The organism is Sandaracinobacteroides saxicola (assembly GCF_014117445.1).
GTDB classification, from domain to species: Bacteria; Pseudomonadota; Alphaproteobacteria; order Sphingomonadales; family Sphingomonadaceae; genus Sandaracinobacteroides_A; species Sandaracinobacteroides_A saxicola.
In genome coordinates, this window is the sequence record NZ_CP059851.1 from 1,414,527 (window position 1) to 1,430,812 (window position 16,286).

12 protein-coding genes and 1 tRNA gene are annotated in these 16,286 nt (G+C 67.1%); 4 read left to right on the plus strand and 9 right to left on the minus strand.

Translation table 11 applies throughout. The features are described from left to right. Nucleotides 1–20: 20 nt before the first annotated feature. Nucleotides 21–2,081, minus strand: a complete 2,061-nt coding sequence (locus H3309_RS07120) for an alpha-galactosidase (RefSeq protein ID WP_182298041.1) — start codon at nucleotides 2,079–2,081, stop codon at nucleotides 21–23. A gap of 172 nt (nucleotides 2,082–2,253) precedes the next feature. Between H3309_RS07120 and H3309_RS07125 the strand changes: the two genes are divergently transcribed. Beyond that, complete coding sequence (locus H3309_RS07125) at nucleotides 2,254–3,000, plus strand: TetR/AcrR family transcriptional regulator (RefSeq protein WP_182298042.1); 747 nt, start codon at nucleotides 2,254–2,256, stop codon at nucleotides 2,998–3,000. A gap of 9 nt (nucleotides 3,001–3,009) precedes the next feature. Here the strand turns inward: H3309_RS07125 and H3309_RS07130 are convergent, their stop codons facing one another. From H3309_RS07130 to H3309_RS07160, 7 genes are all read right to left on the minus strand, one after another. Continuing rightward, nucleotides 3,010–3,786, minus strand: coding sequence for an SDR family NAD(P)-dependent oxidoreductase (locus H3309_RS07130; RefSeq protein ID WP_182298043.1), 777 nt, complete (start codon nucleotides 3,784–3,786; stop codon nucleotides 3,010–3,012). 14 nt (nucleotides 3,787–3,800) lie between these two features. Continuing rightward, nucleotides 3,801–4,724: an alpha/beta fold hydrolase gene (locus H3309_RS07135; protein WP_182298044.1), complete on the minus strand. Its 924-nt coding sequence runs from the start codon at nucleotides 4,722–4,724 to the stop codon at nucleotides 3,801–3,803. Beyond that, complete coding sequence (locus tag H3309_RS07140) at nucleotides 4,721–5,692, minus strand: VOC family protein (RefSeq protein ID WP_182298045.1); 972 nt, start codon at nucleotides 5,690–5,692, stop codon at nucleotides 4,721–4,723. Before H3309_RS07140 ends, H3309_RS07135 begins: the two co-directional genes overlap by 4 nt. 1 nt (nucleotide 5,693) lies before the next feature. Further along, nucleotides 5,694–7,079: an MFS transporter gene (locus H3309_RS07145; RefSeq protein WP_182298046.1), complete on the minus strand. Its 1,386-nt coding sequence runs from the start codon at nucleotides 7,077–7,079 to the stop codon at nucleotides 5,694–5,696. Continuing rightward, nucleotides 7,051–7,821, minus strand: coding sequence for an SDR family NAD(P)-dependent oxidoreductase (locus tag H3309_RS07150; protein ID WP_182298047.1), 771 nt, complete (start codon nucleotides 7,819–7,821; stop codon nucleotides 7,051–7,053). Before H3309_RS07150 ends, H3309_RS07145 begins: the two co-directional genes overlap by 29 nt. A 79-nt stretch (nucleotides 7,822–7,900) precedes the next feature. Next, the gene (locus H3309_RS07155; RefSeq protein WP_182298048.1) at nucleotides 7,901–10,273 is read right to left on the minus strand and encodes a TonB-dependent receptor; all 2,373 of its coding nucleotides are present in this window, start codon (nucleotides 10,271–10,273) and stop codon (nucleotides 7,901–7,903) included. 332 nt (nucleotides 10,274–10,605) lie between these two features. Next, nucleotides 10,606–10,695, minus strand: a tRNA-Ser gene (locus tag H3309_RS07160). A gap of 129 nt (nucleotides 10,696–10,824) precedes the next feature. Between H3309_RS07160 and hspQ the strand changes: the two genes are divergently transcribed. Beyond that, nucleotides 10,825–11,202, plus strand: a complete 378-nt coding sequence (hspQ, locus tag H3309_RS07165; RefSeq protein WP_182298558.1) for a heat shock protein HspQ — start codon at nucleotides 10,825–10,827, stop codon at nucleotides 11,200–11,202. A gap of 36 nt (nucleotides 11,203–11,238) precedes the next feature. Here hspQ and H3309_RS07170 read toward each other — a convergent pair whose 3' ends face one another. Beyond that, nucleotides 11,239–13,908 carry a TonB-dependent receptor plug domain-containing protein gene (locus H3309_RS07170; RefSeq protein WP_182298059.1) on the minus strand — a complete coding sequence of 890 codons (2,670 nt, stop codon included), beginning with the start codon at nucleotides 13,906–13,908 and terminating at the stop codon, nucleotides 11,239–11,241. Nucleotides 13,909–14,106: 198 nt separating this feature from the next. Here H3309_RS07170 and H3309_RS07175 point away from each other — a divergent pair, with 198 nt between their 5' ends. Continuing rightward, nucleotides 14,107–15,660 (plus strand): hypothetical protein, encoded by a 1,554-nt coding sequence (locus H3309_RS07175; protein WP_182298061.1) that lies wholly within the window; start codon nucleotides 14,107–14,109, stop codon nucleotides 15,658–15,660. Continuing rightward, nucleotides 15,660–16,283 (plus strand): maleylacetoacetate isomerase, encoded by a 624-nt coding sequence (gene maiA / locus H3309_RS07180; protein WP_182298063.1) that lies wholly within the window; start codon nucleotides 15,660–15,662, stop codon nucleotides 16,281–16,283. The genes H3309_RS07175 and maiA overlap by 1 nt, the downstream gene beginning before the upstream one ends. The last annotated feature ends 3 nt before the right edge of the window (nucleotides 16,284–16,286 follow it).

Consider the following 16,286-nt stretch of genomic DNA (forward strand, 5'->3'; position numbering starts at 1 on the left):
GGCTGCGTTCCTGCCCCCGGTCAGCGACGGGTTTCGGGCAGCCGCTGAAAGCCGACCACCCAGGCGGTATCCGCGCTGCCGAAGGGAAGGCGCAGTCCAGCCCCCGCCAGGGCCGAGCCGCTGAGCACGAAGCCTTCGCGCCACCGTTCGGGCGATGCCAGCAGCCTGCTCGCGCGCGGCCAAGGCTTCGGAAGTTCGACCCGATAGAGCCCGTCGGGCAGCAGGCCCGGGAAGCGGGTGGGCGGCGCCTGGGCCGCCGCCGGCCGGCCGGCCCGAGCCACCAGCGCCACGGCGGCGCCGCCATCGGGCAGGATGGCCATCTGGCCCAGAACCGCCGGGTCGGGATGCTGCGGCCAGTGCACCTTGCCGGCGCCGGTGATCGGCCGGAAGCGTTTGTGGAGCGCGATCGCCGCGCGCAGCACGTCCCGTTCCCTGTCGGCCAGTTTCGCCGGATCGGCTTCCACGCCCATGTGACCGAACAGGGCGACCTTGGCGCGGAAGTCCATCGCATGGGCGCCGCCCGTGATCGGGTTCGGGGAAGCCGCCACGTGCGTGCCCAGCAGCTCGGGCGGGAGGAACAGCGATGCCGGGCGCAGCATGGCGAGACGCACCGCGGGATCGCTTGAATCACTCGGCCAGAAGCGCGCCATGTCGCCGATAAGGTCGAAGGCGATCCGCCCGCCGCCGCTGGCACAGCCTTCGATCATGACGTCGGGGTGCGCGGCCGCGACCCGGGCGATCAGCTCGCGTGCCCCCCGGGCATGGGCATCGGGGTCCGGTGCCACCACCGGCCGGTTATGGTCCCACTTCAGATAGCGGATGCGGTTTTCCCCGAGCAGCCGGTCGAGGCTGCTGAAAAGATGCGCGCGCACGTCGGCCCGCGCGAGATCGAGCGCGAGCTGATGCCGATGCAGCGGGGTCGGGAGCGCCCAGTCGGGGTGGGCCGCGAGCAGCGCGGCGCCGGGGCTCGCCATCTCGGGTTCGACCCACAGCCCGAAGTCCATTCCCAGCGCCTCGACATGCGCGATGAGCGGGTGCAGCCCGTCGGGAAATTTCACCGGGCATGGCGTCCAGTCCCCCAGCCCGCCGGAGGCATCGTGCCGGCCGCGGAACCAGCCATCATCCAGCACGAAACGTTCACAGCCCAGGGCCGCGGCTGCCTCTGCCAGCGCCATGGCGCGCGGCGCCGACACGTCGAACCAGGCCGCTTCCCAGCTGTTGAAATGCACCGGGCGGGGGCGCGGGGGCACGCGACGTCGCGCCTCGGCATGAAAGGCTTGCGCGATGGTTGCCCGGCCGTCCCCCGACAGGGCGAGCAGGGCTTCGGGCGAAGTCCAGGCCGCGCCCGCCGCCAGCGTCGTTCCGTCGTCCCCCAGCCACGCCCCCAGCTGGAGCATGGCCGGTCGTTCCGCCCCGGCGTCGGTCAGGCCCCGGTGACCGCCGCTCCACGCGAGATGGGCGCCCAGCCAGCGCTCGCCGCCATCGCCCAACAGCAGCCACTGGCCGCCACCGAAGCCCGGCCTGGCATCGCGCGCGCATTGTTCGTGCAGGCCGGGCGGCACGTCCATGTCATGGGCCTGCCACTCCGCGCTCCAGCGGCCGTCGAACAGCGTTCGCCGCACCGCCCAAGCCGGCAGCGGCAAGGCCAGGCTGGCAAGCCATCGCAGCAGCAGCGGGGTGTCGCCGGTGTTGCGCAGTGTCGCGCGTGACCGCAGCAGCGGTCCGTCGGCCACAAGCTGGATAACGAGTTCGACGGACGCCTGACGCGCGGTCAGCTCGATCATCGTTTCGCCGGCATGGATGGACACCAGGTCGAGCGGCCCGGACAGGCCGTCGACGATAACGGCCGGTGCGCGCCCTTCCGACTGGACTCCCGCGGGCCAGATCGTCGGTCCGGCGGGCGCGTCGGGCTGGTTGCCGGTGGCGTGCGGGGCCAGCGCATGCGCAAGGTCGGGGTCGTCGGGCAGGGTGGGGCCGAGATGCAGCAGCCGGGGCAGGCCCTCGCGGCTGGCGTCGAGCAGCAAGGTCCAGCCGGCGCCCCGCAGCCGAAGCAGCTTGGGGGACTGGCGGGGATCAACCATCGGCGCCGGACATCCCTTGCATAGCGGGGACGGGAGGTACGGAACGGGACGCGCCTGCGTCCGGATCATGCGCGGGAGTCATCATCCCGTCTGGGCCGCTGTTCGAAAAACTGTCAACAGGGAATCGGCGGTGCTGCTGGCACCATGGCGATGCTGTGCTAGGGATGGGTGCATGTCCTCCGCGCCCGTCACCCGAAAGCAGGTCCGGCTGCATCCGCAGAAGCGGCAGAGCCTGATTCTGGACTGCACCGCCGAACTGATCGCGTCCGAGGGGATTGCCAAACTCTCGATGGACCGGATCGGTCGTGAGGCAGGGGTGAGCAAATCGCTGGTCTATGCCTATTTTCCCAGCCTGACCGACCTGCTGCGACAGCTGTTGCAACGCGAGATGCGGCGGTTGCGCCGCCTGCAGGCGGCCGCCGCCGAGGGGGCGGAGACATTCGAGGGGCTGGTTCGCGCGGTCACCCATGAGTATCTGAAATATATCGAGGAGCGTGGCCTGATCATCGAGCGGTTGCAGGCCGAACCTTCGGTGTCGACCCTGCATGACCCGACCCAATTCGGACGGGAAGTGGCGGTGGACTATCTGGCGGAAATCGTGATCGACCAGTTCGACCTTCCGCGCGAGGTCGCCTATGCCGCGACCGAAATCAGCTTTGGGCTGCCCTCCGCGGCCGGCGCCTTCCTGCTGCACCACAATCTCAGCCGCGCGGCGCTTGAGACGCTGACGGTGTCGATGATCCTGGGCACTTTTTACGAACTGAAGCGGGAGCATGTCGCGCGGCACCAGCCGCTGCAACGGCGCACGCCCGCCGCGGCACCGACCGTGGATATCGTCCGTGCGGTGACGGCCGGGAAAAGCCACAAGGTGCGCGCCACGGCGGCGGGCAAGGGGAAGCGGCGCGAACCGGCGGAGTAGCATGCGGCGCTACTTCGCCAGCGTGCCGCCATCGACGGGAACAAGCGCGCCGGTCATGAACGATGCCGCATCGCTGACCAGAAAGGCCAGCACTTCGGCCACTTCTTCGGGGGTGCCATAGCGCTGCATCGGCGTGCCCTGCGCCAAGGCCGGCCGCGCCGCCTCCGGCGCATCGGGGGACAGGCGGCGTTCGAGCTGGAACATCATTTCGGTGGCGGTGGGGCTGGGGCAGATCGCCAGCACGCGGACGCCGAAGCGCGCCAGGGCAATCGCCGCGGATTTGGTCATGCCGTTCACGGCAAATTTGCTGGCCGAATAGCCGAAGATGTTGCCGCTGCCGCCGAAGCCCGACACGGACGAGGTGTTGACGATCACGCCCTGGCCCTGCGCCTTCATCACCGCGCCGACGATTTTCAGCCCCAGGAAGACGCCGCGGACGTTCACGGCCATCACCTGGTCGAACGCGTCCTCGGGATAATCGATGACATCGGCGATCGCGCCCGAGATTCCGGCATTGTTGAACAGGATGTCGATCCGGCCGCCCCAGGCGGTGGCGTCCGCGACCACGCGGTGCCAATCCGGCGCCCGCGCGACATCGCCGTGAACGACGAGGACATTCGCGGCCCCCAATTCGTGGAGGGCGCCATGATCGGCATCCCGCAGGTCGACGGCGACGACCCGCGCGCCGCGCTCGACCAGCGTGCGGGCCGCGGCAAGGCCGATGCCGCGCGCAGCACCAGTGACGACCGCGATCCGGCCTGCGAGCGGTTGGCTGGCGATGGTCATGGATCCTCCTGAAGTCATGCCGGCAGCCGCGCGCGGAACGCCCGGATGATCCCGGCGCAGCGTGCGGGATCCGCCCGGTGGGGAACATGGCCGGCATCCGGCAGGATGGCGACCGACGCATCGTGGCACATGGCGGCGATGCGTTCGGGCATCGCCGGCACGAATACACGGTCCCGTGCGCCCCAGATCAGTTGCACCGGCCGCTCGATGCGGGCTGGCAGCGTGGTGGTCCAGCGGCGCGACGGCGCCGTTTCGTCAGCCGGCGGACAATGGAAGGGCGAGGCGCGATACCAGGCGAGCATGGCCTGCCAGACGCCGGGCCGGGTCCATGCCGTGCGGTAACTCTCCACGTCGGCGGGCGTCAGCTGCCCGGCGGCGATGTCCCTGCCCAGGAAGCGCGTCAACAGCGCCTCGACATGGGCCTCCTGCATCGGGGCATCGGCCGCGGCCGACTGCAGGAAGGCGATATACTGCGAGGCAGCGCGCTGGCCGGGATCGTCCCAGATCATCGTCTGCAGCAGGTTCGGCGGCGGCGCGTTGATCAGCACGAGGCCCGCCACCCGGTCAGGATGGGTCATCGCCACCCAGGCCGCGAGCACGCCGCCCCAGTCATGCCCGCACAGGATCGCCTGCCGCAGGTCCAGCGCGTCGAGTAGCCCGATGATGTCGCCGATCAGCGCGGCCGGGCGATAGGCATCGATCGCAAGCGGCCTTTCGGTCAGGTTGTAGCCGCGAAGGTCGGGCGCGATGACGCGATGGTCGGCCGAAAGCTGATCGATCAACGGTCGCCAGGCAGCGGCGTGATCGGGGAAGCCGTGGAGCAGGACAATCGGTGCGCCGCTGCCGGCCTGAATGACATGCATGGCCAGCCCGGCCGCATCGACCATGGATGCCGTGACCGGCGCCGGCAGGGGCGGGCTGGCGGCGAGCGCGGTCATGGATGAATGCCGGCCGGGGTCCGCGTGCCTCTCGCCGTCTCGATCGCCACCGCCTCCGCCGATGCCCGCATGGCGGCGACGGTTGGACCGGCCCTGCCGGAAACAGGTTCCAGCAGGGCGAACAGGTTGCCGTCGGGATCGCGCCCGAACGCCATGATGGCGCCGCCCAGGCGTTGCGGCGGTCCGAACAGCGGGACGCCCGCCTGTGCCAGCCGGTCGCGATCGGCGGCAATGTCGGTGCTTTCGAAACACAGGTGGCTCCAGCCCGGCGTGCTGATGACGTGCGGTACCGTGGGCAGGGAGGCCGGATGCAGATATTGCCAGAACTCCAGCTCGGCATTGGCCAGGCGCATCCAGGCGCCATGGAAGCGTACGCCCTCGATCCCGGCGACGATGTCGAACTTGCGGTCCGGGCCGAAGCTGCCGCGCCGATGCACGGTGGCGCCTGTCAGCATCGCGTAGAATTCGGTCAACCGGTCGATGTCGGGAGTGACGACCGCACTGTGCGCGTACCAGGGGGTCGTGGCTGCCGGGGTCGCCCAGGGGACACCCTCCAGCTCCAGCACATTGCCTTCGGGATCGCGGATGTAGGCGTAGCTGTTGCCGGTGCCCAGGCCTGACGGGCGCGCGTGGCTGCTCGCGCCCGCGGCCAGCATGGCGTCGAAAAAGGCGTCATCGATCACGGTCTGCAGGCAGATGTGGCGGATGCCCGATTGCGATACGCCGTGAACAATGGGAGGCTCCTGCGCGCTGCCGGGAAAGGCCATCAGCATCAGGCAGCCGAGCGTGCCGCGCAACAACGCCGCCTCGGCGGTCGCATCCGCCAATGCCAGCAGCTGGCGGTGCCCGACGCTGTCGGTGATGGCGAAGCGGTCGCAAACCTCGAAGGCGCCGAAGGTCCGATAGAAGGCGATGGCGCGATCGAGGTCACGCACGGCAAGCCCGCTGTGGTGGATGCCCGCGATCATCTCATGGGCCCGCGGTCGCGTCGGCTGTCCGGGCGTCGATCTCGTCCCGAAGCTGGCGTTGCCTGTCGGCGGTCAGGGGATAGTTCCAAGCCATGGCGGCGGCGCAGAGCACCAGCACGGCCGGCACGAGGCTGTAGCTGACGGTCAGCACAAACAAGGGCTCCGGTTGCGTTTCGCCCGCCGATCTGTAGCTGGCCGCGCCGAGGATGAGGAGGGGCAGGCCGGCCCCCAGCGCATAGCCCATTTTCTGGACCATGGCGATGGCCGCGTAGAATATGCCCTGCTGCCGGTCCAGCGTCTGCGCCGTATCAATGTCAACCGTGTCGGCCACCATCGCGTGCGGCAGGAGCAGCACCGCGCCGTAGCAGGCGCCCTTCAGCACGAACAGGGCGGTGAACAGCACCGTCTGCCCCTGGCCGACCAGGAACATGCAGGCGTTGGTCATCGCCACGATGACGAGCGCCAGCGTCAGCGCGCGATGTTTTTCCACCCGCCTTGCCAGCCATGTCCAGGCGGGAACCATCACCAGCGCGGCGGCGAAATAGAAGAAATAGACGATGCCGATGTTGGTGACCCCGACCACGTCGCGCGCGAAGAAGACGGTGATCGTCTGGCGGAACACTTCGCCGGTGGTGGCCACCAGCAGAACGAGCGTGATGCGGACGAAGGGACGGTTGGAGGCCAGCGTGCGAAGCGTGGCGCGAAGGTCGAAGCGGGTGCGGCGGATGGGGGCCTCGGGTTCGGGCACGGTCAGGAACAGGATGGTCGCGGTCAGTGGCAGCATGATGAGAACGAACAGGCTGATCGCGGCCATCACGTCGGCGCTCGTCGCCCCGGGGCGGGACTGGACATAGGCGGGAATCAGGGTGGAGGCGATCAGGCCGAGGATGCTGAAAAACTGCGAGATCGAGCTGATCCGGGTGCGCACATGATAGTCCGGCGACAGTTCGGCGGACCAGGCGGCGTAGGGAAGCAGGATCATGGTGTAGCCGAGATAGACCGTCGACACCGCGGACACGAAATAGACGATGCCGACGCCCGGAAAGGGCCGGAACAGCAGGAAAACGCCGATCATCATGACGATGGTGCCGAGCAGCAGCCAGATGCGGCGCCGGCCGATGGCAGGGCGCCAGCGGTCGGTGAGGATGCCGATGATGGGATCGGTGACGAAGTCCGAGAAGCGCGCGATGATCAACGCCACACCGATCAGTTGCAGTGCCAGGCCGAACTGGCCCGAATAGAGCGGTGCCAGGTAGATGGCGATCGGCAGCCCGATGGCGCCCAGCGGCAGCTGGATGGTGCCGAACGCGATCATCTGGGCGGTGGTGATGGTGCGGCCGTTCAACCCGCCATGCTCCTTAGAAGGGGAAGATGGAATGACCGCCATCGAGCACGATGGATTGGCCGGTCATGAAATCGCTTGCCGGCGACGCGAGATAGACCGCTATCCCCTCCATGTCGCTCAATTTGCCGATCTCGCCCGACACGGCCCGGCGCCGGCAGGCATCCTGGAAGGCCTGCGGCGTCTTCAGCGACATCTCGGTCTCGATGAAGCCGGGGAGGATCGCATTGGCGCGGATGCCGGCCGGCCCCAATTCGACGGCCAATGCCCGGACCAGCCCGGATACAGCCGCCTTCGTCGTGCAATAGCCCGCCGCCATGGGCAGGCCGAGCGCGGCGGCGATCGAGGATGTGACGATCAGCTTGCCGCCGGCCGCGCGTGCCTGCCAGTGCCGCGTTGCCAGCCGGAACGTGTCGACGACGCTGGTGAGGTTGAGCGCGATGACGCCGTTCCAGTCGGCGGCGCTGCTGCTGCCGAACGGGCCGCGGGCACCGGAGCCGCCGGCGTTGGCGAAGCAGCTGTGGATCGTGCCGAAATCGTCGATCGTCCGTTCGAACGCCGCGGCGCTCGATGCGGGGTCGGTCACGTCGGCGATATAGCTTCTGACCGTGGCGCCGGACGCGCCCAGCTCCGCGCATGCCGCTGCATTCTTGGCGTCGCTCCGCCCCCAGATCGCGATGCTGGCACCGCACCGGGACAGGCCTTTCGCCATTGCCAGGCCCAGGCCGCCGTTGCCGCCCGTGACCAGCGCGACATGGCCCTCCAGATCGAACAAGGCTTTTGTCACCGACATTCTCCGGCAGGTCCAGGGCGCGGAGGCGAAACCGGCTGGGACAGGGCCGCAGCCGCAACAACCGGCGATCGCATCACCGAAAACCGACGTTCAGCGCCAGCCCGAAGGTTCGTGGATCGAGGAGGAAGGCGCTGCGGAAGCTGCCGACGAGGTTCGAGTTTGTTTCCAGGAAGGTGATCGCATCGTCATTCAGCACATTCTTGACGAAGCCGGTGAGCGTCACCCCGCGCCGCGAGCTCGCGAGCTGGACCGACAGGTCCAGCTGCTGCCAGGTGCCGACGCGGTCGGCGCCGACGTTGAACTCACGCGAGAAAAAGCCCGATTGGGAATAGAAATCCACCCGTGGCCGCAGCGACCAGTCATTGCCGAGCTCGGCGGTATATTCGGCCGCCAGCTTCAGCGTGCGGCGCGGCGCGTTCGGCAGCTGATTGCCGCGCAGCTGGAAGAAGGCACCGCCCCGCGAGGGATCGGTCGAGAGGAAGTCGCTGCGGATTTCCGTGTCCAGCAGGCCAAGCGCCGCCTCGAACCGCAGCGTCGAAACCGGGGTCAGCACACCTTCGATCTCGGCGCCGCGCACCCGCGATTTCGGGATGTTCGTGTTCGCCACCGACGTGCCGACCAGGTTGCCCACGATGAGGTCGCCATATTCATAGTTGAACAGGGCGATGTTGATCCGCCCCATTCCGCCCGGCAGGACGTTCTTGCTGCCAAGCTCATAGGCGTCGATCACTTCGCTGCCGAAGGTGGGGCTGGTGGTGTTGCCGGGGTTGAATCCGCCGGATTTGAAGCCGCGCGAGAAGGAAAGATAAAGGTTGGTGTCGTCGGTGAACGACAGCCGCGGGTTCCAGTTCAGGATCGCCCGCCCGGTGAGCTTTTCGAACGAGGCATCGCCGATGAAATAGGGGCCGAGCGCAAAAGTGCCCGACGCCGTTTCGATATGCTTGTCGTCATGGGTGAACCTGAGGCCGGCGGTCAGCTTGAGCGTTGGCGTGATGTTGATGTTCGCCTCGCCAAAGGCGGCATAGGATTTCACGCGACCCACACGGGTGTCGAACAGCGAGATCGCCCCCCGTGTGGTGTTGGCCGGCAGCCATGTTTCGACATTTCCGCCACCGCGGGCGTTGAGGTAGAAGGCGCCGACGATGAAATTGAACGGGCCGGACAGGTTGGATGTCAGGCGCACTTCCTGGCTGAACTGCTTGGCAAAGCCGCCGCCGGTCTGTGCCGCGCGATAGTCGGTGGTGGTGACCGCTTGCCCGGGTCCGATCAGGTAGGTGAGGACGCCGTTGCCCGCGCCATCATTGGGCACGACACGCGACCCGAAGGTGCCCGGATTGAAGGCGTTCGGCCGATAGCCCTGGTCGAAATCGCGGATGCTGCTGTTCTTGCCGTCCCGAAACCCCGTCACCGACGTGAGCGTGAAGTCGCCCAGCGTCTGGTTGATTTCCAGCGTGCCCAAGAAGTCGTGGGCCTTCTGGACCGGATCGATGTCGATCCGAACCTCGCGCAGGTCGGCCGGGTTCGCGGCATAGGTGCCCGGGCGGACAACGCCAGGCAGGAAGATCGAATCGATGCCGAAGTTATTCTGGGGAAAGGCGGTCGAGACCGAATTGGGCGAACATCCGAACGCGGGATCGGGGGTGCACAGGGACTTCGCCGCATTCTGCCGGTTGGAATTCTCGTGGAAATAGCTGAGCGTCAGGTCGATCGTGGTATCGGACGAGGGCGCGAAGCGGGTGCTTGACCGCAGCGTGTACTGGTTGCGGCCATCGACATCCTTGCCGGTAAGCAGGTTGCGGGTGTAGCCGCGCCGGTTGATGTAGCTGGCCGCGAAGCGCTGTGACAGGCCGGGCGCGATCACGAAATTGATGGCGCCGTCCGCCCGGACGCCGCGCGGAAGGTCGCCCTGGACATTCACATATCCCTCGAAACTGTCGGTCGGCCGGCGGGTGACATAGGCGATCACCCCCCCGGTGGTGTTGCGTCCGAACAGGGTTCCCTGCGGTCCGCGCAGGACTTCGATTCGTTCCATGTCGAAGAAGTCACCGAAGGAGCTGCCCGACTGTAGGAACACGCTGTTGAAGATGACGCCGATGTTGGTGTCGCTGGTGCCGCCGAACGACTGGGAGCCGACGCCGCGGATGGTGACGTTGCGATTGGCGGAGAAGGTCACGTTCGGAATGTTAAACTGCAGGTCCTTGCCATCCTCGATCCTGGCCGCTTCCAGCTGCGCCGCGCCCAGCGCAGTGATCGCGATCGGCACATCCTGCACATTTTCCTGGCGCTTGCGCGCGGTGACCACGATCTCGTCTCGCGAACCGAGGTCCTCGGCAGCGCTTGTGCCTGGCTGAGGCGCCGCTGCCTGGCCCCAAACGGGCGCCGCCAGCAGGGCAGCGCCAACGGCGAAGATGGATGCCCTGGTGGTGCGTGTAATCTGACTGGTCATAGATCCTCCCCTATTGGTGACTTGGATATGAGTTAATTGACCAGAAGTCAATTAGTCCATCTCTCTGACCGAGTCCGCAGGAAAAATTTTCCTGCCCGGTCCTTCTGAAAGAGGCGTGGACGAAGAGTAGTCAATAAAAAACTCATCCTAAAATATTGTTATACCGCAATATAATATGATCCATGAGGTGGATTCTCGGCTAGTCCCATGTCCAGGAGGCTGCGTGGATACGGAACCGTGCGGGCGCGGCAGTTCGATGCACGGACAGCCGCGTCAGCGGCACGAAAATACAGGGAGATCGCTGGTGGCTGCTGGATCAATCAAAGGGCCGTTGGCGGAGAGGGTGGGATTCGAACCCACGGTGAGCTTGCACCCACAACAGTTTTCGAGACTGTCCCAATCGACCTCTCTGGCACCTCTCCGCGAAAATCGGGCCGGGTCGGGAGAGGCCGCATAGCGGCTGGGCAGAGATTTGCCAAGGTTGAAACTGGTGGCCGATGCGATGCCCTTTTTCTGCCGTGCGCTTTTCCTATATGGAGGAGATGGAAGGCATGAACATGACCCCTGATTCGACCGGCGGCGACAGCGCCCCCATCCCTTTCAAGCTGGCTGAGGCCAAGTTCGGTATCGGCGACGTGGTGCGGCACCGCGTCTTCCCGTTCCGCGGTGTGATCTTCGATGTCGATGCGGAGTTCGCCAACACCGAGGAATGGTGGCAGGCGATCCCCGAGGAGGTGCGGCCGAGCAAGGACCAGCCCTTCTACCACCTGCTCGCGGAGAATGACGACAGCGCCTATGTCGCCTATGTCAGCCAGCAGAATCTGGTGCTGGATGACGAGGAGGAACCTGTGCGGCATCCGGCCGTGCACCAGCTGTTCGGGGAATTCCGTGACGGCCGCTATATCCTGCGGCCGACCATCCGCAACTGACGCGCGACAAACGGGGGGCTTTCGCCCCCCTTTTCATCAGAAGCGGTAGGTCGCCCGGGCATAGAGGAAGCGGCCGTTGAAGCCGAAGGGCGAGAAACTGCTGTAAGGCGTGACATAGGCCGTCGCGCCATAGTTGCGGGCGGCACCGGTGACAGGATCGACACCGCGCCCGGCCGGCACACGATCCGGATAGACATCGAACAGGTTGTTGGCACCGACAGCGAGTTGCAGGCCGGTCACCGGCTCGACGCGGACTTCGAGGTCGGAAAGCCATTTGGCGCTCATGTTGACATCGAGGAATGGGTCGGCGCCGGCGCCGAGCGTGCGGCCATAGCGGTTGGCGCGCAGCGTGACACCCAGCCATTCGCGTTCAAAATCGGCGCTGAGGTTGAGCTTGGTCCGCGGCTGGCCACTTTCGATGCGCAGCGATTCCTGCCGGCCGAACAGCACCACGCCGGGCACCTGGGCAAGCGGGCCGGGGTTGGCGCGGCGGCCGTTGATCTCGGTCTCGTTATAGTTGAAGCCGGCGGTCAGGCGCAGCGTCGAGGAGTCGCCGATCTCGGTGCGCCAGGTGGCGACGGCGTCGAAGCCCTTCGTCACCGTGTCGATGCCGTTGATGAAGAAACGCGCGGCATTGACCGAGTTGAACCCGGCGTTGTTGAGGATGCGGGCGATGGACGCGCCGGGGTCGGAGCCGGTCGGGTTGCCGGCGGCGTCGCGCGTCGCCTGGAGATTTTCCGTGACGACGATGCGGTTGTTGATGTCGATGTTGTAGTAATCGATGGTCAGGCTGAGCGAGGGCAGGGGGGTGAAGACCACGCCCATCGAGTAGCTGGTGGATTTCTCCGCCTTGAGCGGCCGAGCGCCGAGGGCGATGGCGACCGGGCTGTCCACCGGCAGGGTGACGGTCTCCAGCAGCACGCCGCCGACATTGTTGGTGGCCTGCGCGGCGAAGAATTGCTGTTGCAGGCTGGGGGCGCGGAAGCCGGTGGAGAGGGCGGCGCGCAGCTTGATGCCGTCGATCAGGTTGATGCTGGTCGCGGCCTTGCCGTTGAAGGTGTCGCCGAAATCCGAATATTTTTCATAGCGGCCGGCCAGCTGCACCGTCCACCAGTCGGCGATGTCGACATCCAGTTCGCCGTAGGCGCTGAAGCTGTCGCGGGTGCGGCGCTGGGTGACGTCCTGGCCGGCGATGCGCGGCTGGATGCCGGGGAAGCCCTGGGCGCCGATGGCCGCGCCGGTATTGCCGGTCGCGGTGCCGGCATAAAGCGGGTTGATCGCACCGACGAGGGCGCCGCCGTTGCGGTAGCTGTCGGGCTCGCCGGCGCGGAGTTGATAGCCTTCGCGGCGATATTCGAGACCGCCGGCGATGGTCAGGCTTTCGAAGCTGGTCCCCTCGATATTGTAGGACAGGTCGAGGTTGGCGGTGAACTGGTCATAGCGCAGGCCACCCGAATCGAGGTTGCGCGGGCTGTTGGGGCCAAGCGAGGCGTTGGCGGTGTTCTTGATGAGGAAATCGAATTCGTTGCGGGCATAGCCGAGCGAAAAATCCATCTTCACGGGGCCGACATCGCCCTTGACGCCACCGGTGATGCTGTAATCCTTCAGCTTGGTGGTGATGAGCGGCAGGAAACCATCGGGGTAGATGACGGTGGCGGTGCGGGTTTCGTTGGGCAGGCGATAGAAGGCCGCGCTTTCGCCGTCGCGATGGCCATAGCTGCCGAAGGCATAGAGCTCGAGCGCCTCGCCGACGGGCAGGCCGGCGTTGACGAACACCAGCACATCCTCGGTCTTCGCGTCACCATAGCGGTGGGTGAAGCGGTTGAGCGTCAGTTCCTTCGGGTCGAGCGGCGTGCCGGCAAGGCCGTAATAGCGGCGCGGGTCGGCGGCGGTGCGGTTGGTGGCGCCGCGGTCGCGATACTCGGCGCTGATGTTGACGAAACCCTCGGCGCCGATGGGCAGGCCGATGTTGCCGGTGATGGTGGTGGTCTTGCCGTCGCTGGCCTTGCGGTCCTTGCCGGTGTCGGTCAGCTGGAAGAAGCTGGCGCTGCCGGTGGAGTTGGGTTGCAGGATGGGGTTGCCACCGGCGTCGCGGGCGATGCCGGTAACGTCGCGGGTGCCGTCCATGGTGGTTTCATACTGGCCATAGGTGACGCTGATCGAGCCACCCTCTCGCTTGCGGGAAAGCTGGAAGTTGATGACACCGGCGATGGCGTCCGAGCCATATTGCGCGGCGGCACCGTCGCGCAGCACCTCGACGCGCTCGATCGCGATGGAGGGGATGAGGTTGATGTCGACCGCGGCCGATCCCCGCCCGACCGAGCCGTTGATATTGAGGAGCGCGGTGGTGTGGCGCCGCTTGCCATTGATGAGGACGAGCGTCTGGTCCGGTGACAGGCCGCGCAGGGTGGCGGGGCGGATCACGTCGGTGCCGTCGGTGATGGAGGGTTGCGGGAAGTTGAAGCTGGGAACGAGCTGGTTCAGCACGCGGTTGGTTTCGGTGAAGCCGCTGCTGCGCAGCGCCTCGCTGCCGATGACATCGATGGGGACGGGCGAATCGGCGACGGTGCGGTCAACGCGGCGGGTGCCGGTGACGATGATGGTTTCGGAATCTTCGGCGGCAGGCGCCGCGCTGGTCTGCGCGAAGGAGGGCAGGGTGAACAGGCCGGTGGCGGCGCTGGCGAGCATCAGGTGGCGAAAGGTCATGCGTCGGGTCCCCGATTTATGTTTTCTTTGATCGTCGGCCTCTCCCCAAGGGACCGACGGCGGTGGCGCGTATTACGCTTTTGCAACGTATTGGACGCTTGGGACCGGTGTGAAAAGTATCCTTACAAAAAGTTCAACCGGCTGTTGCGTTTGCGCCACAACCTATTTTAGGCAGGGGGAAAGACAAAAGGGGGCGGAATGCGGAAGCTGATCCTGACGGTGGCGTTGCTGTCGACGGCGGAGCCGGTGCTGGCGGAGCCCAGCAACCTGTTGAAGTGCGATGGTTATGGACGGCGCGTGCCGGTGGCGGAGCAGGCGGCGAACGCGTTGCTGGTGCTGGGCACGCTGGGGATTTTCGGCGGGTTGTTCGGCGGGCCGGAGGCGGATGATACCGCGGCCAGGGCGAAGGCGGAAAAAGGCGTGGAGGCCTGCACCGCGGCGCTGGCAAGCGATGACCGGGTGACCGGCAATGCCATCCGGCGCGGCGAGGTGTTGCTGGCGCGGGCGATCCGTTACATCGAGATCGGCAAGCTGGAGGAGGCGATCGCCGACGCAAGGGCGGCGCGGGCGGTGGAACTGCCCGAGATCCTGCGTGCCGACTACGCCCGCAGCGCCGGGGTGGCTGCCTGGCTGGTGGAGGCGAGCGCCGAGGCCAGGGCGGGGCGGCAGGACAAGGCGGAGGCGGCGGCGCTGGCGGCGTTCGATGCGCGGCCCTATGGCGGCTATACCGCGAATGAGGCGACCGACCTGTTGCTGCTGTCGCCGGAAATCTCGCCGGCTGAACAGGTGGCACTGGACCGGTACGCGCGCATCCATCCCGGCGGGTTGACGCGGCGCGGGACCGCGCGGGAAGGGGCCGGTGATTTCGCGGGCGCGGCAGCGGATTTCGCGCTGTGGAACAGCATGTTGGAGACGCCCAATGCGCTGACCGCGGCGCGGGTGGCGGCGTTGAAGGCGGTGGCGGGCGCGAAGGATGCCGACGCCGCGCTGACGACGGCGCAGCAACTGGTGGATGAGGTGGCGGCGAAAGCGACCGGCAGCGACAGGGAGGCACAAGAGGCGGCGGCGCTGGTGGCGCGGGCGGACGAATTGATCCAGCTGGCGCGGGTGCAGCTGGCGCTGGCGAAGGCGGCAACGCCGGCGGAGGCGACCGCGGCGACGGCGCTGCTGGCGGCGAAATCGCGCTGGCTGGCGCCGCCGGCGATCGTCGGCGCGGTGGTGGCAAGCGCCAGGGCCAAGGCGCCGGGGGCGGTGATCACCATCGATCCCGCGAAGCTGGCGGCGGATGCGCGCCGGGTGGCGCTGGAGCGGATCGCCGGGCCGAAAGCGGCGGAGGGGATGATGATCCTCTATCCGCGGTTCGAGGCCAACGGCGCGCGGGCTGACCGGGCGAAGGCGATCCAGCCGGGTGCCAAGACGGTGAAGACCGAGCCGCAGCGCGCCGGCACGATGCAGCAATACAGCATCAGCGACGACAGGGCCTTCATCGACACGGCGACGGAGGCCTCGCTACTGATGCTGGCGCGGGCGGCGGCGGCGAAGGGCGCCGACCGGTTCGTCATGATCGACGAGCGGCTGGCGGTGGGGATTGCACGTGAGGGTTTCACCGGGTCCAATGTCCGCACGCTGGTGGCCTTTCCGACCGACAAGGCCTGGGCGGGGCAGGAGGGGCGCGCCGTGACCGTGGCGGAACTGGAGGCAGCGTTGGCGCCGCTCTATGTCGTGCCGGCCCCGGTGAAGCCGCCGCGCTGATGCGGCTGTTCGGTTACTGGCGCTCGACGGCGACCTGGCGGGTGCGGATCGCGCTGGGGCTGAAGCGCGTGGCGGTGGAACAGGTAGCGCTGGACCTGCGCCTGGGGGAACAGCGCGCAAGGGATTATCTGGCGCGCAACCCGCAGGGCCTTGTGCCGGCGCTGGAACTGGAGGATGGCACGCTGCTGACACAGTCGCTGGCGATCATCGACTATCTGGAGGAACGCTTTCCCGAGCCGGCGCTGCTGCCGGGCGACGCGGTGGCACGGGCGCGGGTGCGGGCGTTCGCCCAGGTCATCGCCTGCGATGTGCATCCCATCCAGAACCTGAAGATCCTGAACCGGGTGCGCGACCTAGGGGGGGATCCGCAGGCCTGGGCGCGGACGGTGATCGCGGATGGCCTTTCCGCCTGTGAAACGCTGTTGCAGGGGCAAAACGGGCCTTTTGCGTTTGGCGATGCGCCATCGCTGGCGGATGTGCTGCTGGTGCCGCAACTGGCGAACGCGCGGCGGTTCGGCGTTCCGCTGGACTGGCCGCGCATCAACGCGGTGGAGGCGGCGTGCAACGCGCTGCCGGCGTTCCAGGCCGCACGGCCGGAGATGCAGGCGGATGCGGATGCCTGAGCG

Coding starts and splice junctions, on each gene's coding strand:
- H3309_RS07120 (WP_182298041.1), bottom strand. CDS start 2,081: ATGGTTGATCCCCGCCAGTCCCCCAAGCTGCTTCGGCTGCGGGGCGCC.
- H3309_RS07125 (WP_182298042.1), top strand. CDS start 2,254: ATGTCCTCCGCGCCCGTCACCCGAAAGCAGGTCCGGCTGCATCCGCAG.
- H3309_RS07130 (WP_182298043.1), bottom strand. CDS start 3,786: ATGACCATCGCCAGCCAACCGCTCGCAGGCCGGATCGCGGTCGTCACT.
- H3309_RS07135 (WP_182298044.1), bottom strand. CDS start 4,724: ATGACCGCGCTCGCCGCCAGCCCGCCCCTGCCGGCGCCGGTCACGGCA.
- H3309_RS07140 (WP_182298045.1), bottom strand. CDS start 5,692: ATGATCGCGGGCATCCACCACAGCGGGCTTGCCGTGCGTGACCTCGAT.
- H3309_RS07145 (WP_182298046.1), bottom strand. CDS start 7,079: ATGGCGGTCATTCCATCTTCCCCTTCTAAGGAGCATGGCGGGTTGAAC.
- H3309_RS07155 (WP_182298048.1), bottom strand. CDS start 10,273: ATGACCAGTCAGATTACACGCACCACCAGGGCATCCATCTTCGCCGTT.
- hspQ (WP_182298558.1), top strand. CDS start 10,825: ATGAACATGACCCCTGATTCGACCGGCGGCGACAGCGCCCCCATCCCT.
- H3309_RS07170 (WP_182298059.1), bottom strand. CDS start 13,908: ATGACCTTTCGCCACCTGATGCTCGCCAGCGCCGCCACCGGCCTGTTC.
- H3309_RS07175 (WP_182298061.1), top strand. CDS start 14,107: ATGCGGAAGCTGATCCTGACGGTGGCGTTGCTGTCGACGGCGGAGCCG.
- maiA (WP_182298063.1), top strand. CDS start 15,660: ATGCGGCTGTTCGGTTACTGGCGCTCGACGGCGACCTGGCGGGTGCGG.